The following is a 939-nucleotide window of genomic DNA, read 5'->3' on the forward strand; positions in this document are numbered from 1 at the left end:
GCCGCCACGCTCGCCTCAGCAACCCAACCTCAAAACGCTAAACATTAACCCCCCTGTTGCACTTCGGCTTGAAACCGCCTTGCGTTTCTTCCATCCGATGTCGCGGCTATGGAAATACGCAGCCAGCCCGAATTCGGTGTCGGCGCGAACGGACCGAACGTCTCTTCCTTCGCAACTTTCATGTCCGGCGTGACGCCAGTCAGCACGGTCGGCTCGAAAAAGCCGTGTCGGAGCGCGCGCGTGGCGCTTGCCGCCGGCCACGATCGATGCGCCTTTCGTCAGCGCCGTCCCCCGGCGTCGTCAACATCCCGTCAATCCGCAGCCGCGTGCTTGAGCTTGCTGCTGGTCTGTGTACCGGGTTTTACGTAACGACCGAGACTCAAAAGCAGTAATCCCGAGGCAAGCAACAAAAAGGGTGCAACCTGAAGTGGAATCCCGTAGTTGCGTTGCAAATCGAAATACCGACCCACGGCGACTGGCCCGAACACGGCACCGAATGCATAGCCCGAGAATGCGATTCCATAAAATAGGCCAAAATTCTTCAGGCCGATATACGACCGCACCAGATACGAAAGCAGATCGCCTTCCGCGCCGATCGCAAGGCCGACGAGCGCCGATGCAAGCAACGCGCTGGGGTAGCTATCGAGTTACTTCAGCAATACGAACCCTGCAGCGCCAGCCGCGAAGAAAACGCACGCTACGAGCGGCGCATGCACCCGATCAACCAGTACTCCCGATGTTAGTCGGCCGATAAGAATTCCTAACGAGGCTCCGCCTCAGACCGACGAGTTGTACGGGTGACTGCGGAGCGCTGGCGGTGTAAGGTGGCTCCGGTCGAGCCGGCTGGGACGTGCCCAGCGATGTACGAGCTCGAAGCTCAATGGGTCCGAAGACCCGTGGACGACCGGAGCCAATCATGACGTTATCACAGAGTGTGTG

1 protein-coding gene and 1 pseudogene are annotated in these 939 nt (G+C 59.2%); both read right to left on the minus strand.

Features of this window, described 5'->3' with window-relative positions:
• Nucleotides 1–72: 72 nt before the first annotated feature.
• Nucleotides 73–285, minus strand: a pseudogene (locus AWB81_RS43530) (aldehyde dehydrogenase family protein); the annotation flags it as partial.
• Nucleotides 286–311: 26 nt separating this feature from the next.
• On the minus strand, nt 312–626 hold the full coding sequence (locus AWB81_RS43535) for a hypothetical protein (RefSeq protein WP_062644782.1): 315 nt from the start codon (nt 624–626) through the stop codon (nt 312–314).
• Between the last annotated feature and the right edge of the window lie 313 nt (nt 627–939).

This window comes from Caballeronia arationis (assembly GCF_001544975.2).
Classification (GTDB): domain Bacteria; phylum Pseudomonadota; class Gammaproteobacteria; order Burkholderiales; family Burkholderiaceae; genus Caballeronia; species Caballeronia arationis.